Source organism: Sphingobacterium bovisgrunnientis, from assembly GCF_009829085.1.
Taxonomy (GTDB): Bacteria; Bacteroidota; Bacteroidia; order Sphingobacteriales; family Sphingobacteriaceae; genus Sphingobacterium; species Sphingobacterium bovisgrunnientis.
Map to the genome: position 1 here is coordinate 1 of NZ_WUQY01000166.1, position 406 is coordinate 406.

1 protein-coding gene is annotated in these 406 nt (G+C 40.1%); it reads left to right on the forward strand.

What is annotated here, in order from left to right; translation table 11 throughout:
* Positions 1 to 16 precede the first annotated feature (16 nt).
* Positions 17 to 406 (forward strand): group II intron maturase-specific domain-containing protein (locus tag GOQ16_RS17350; RefSeq protein ID WP_317163832.1); only part of this gene is annotated, 390 nt, incomplete at its 3' end.

The window sequence follows — 406 nt, forward strand, 5'->3', positions numbered from 1 at the left end:
CAAATACTCGTGCCATATGTTAACAAATTTAATTCTTTATTTTTTAAATCTGTCTCCACTCAAAGGTAGCAACTCCAAGCGAATTCTCTACTTGAGGGAATACCTCACAGGCTGGATGCACTACTTTAAACTAGCGAACATGGGGACGAAACTGGGGCATCTGGATATGTGGTATCGTCGTAGGTTACGTATGGTCAAATGGAAACAATGGAAACACAGCAAGTCTAAAATTAGGAACTTGGTACAATTAGGTGTAAGTAAATACAAGGCGTATGAATGGGCCAACATAAGGAAAAGTTACTGGCACACAGCTAAAAGCTGGATACTGTCAACAACCCTTTCCAACGACTATCTTAAACAACTGGGATACCCATCTTTACTGGCAGAATACAAGCGAGTTTGTGTT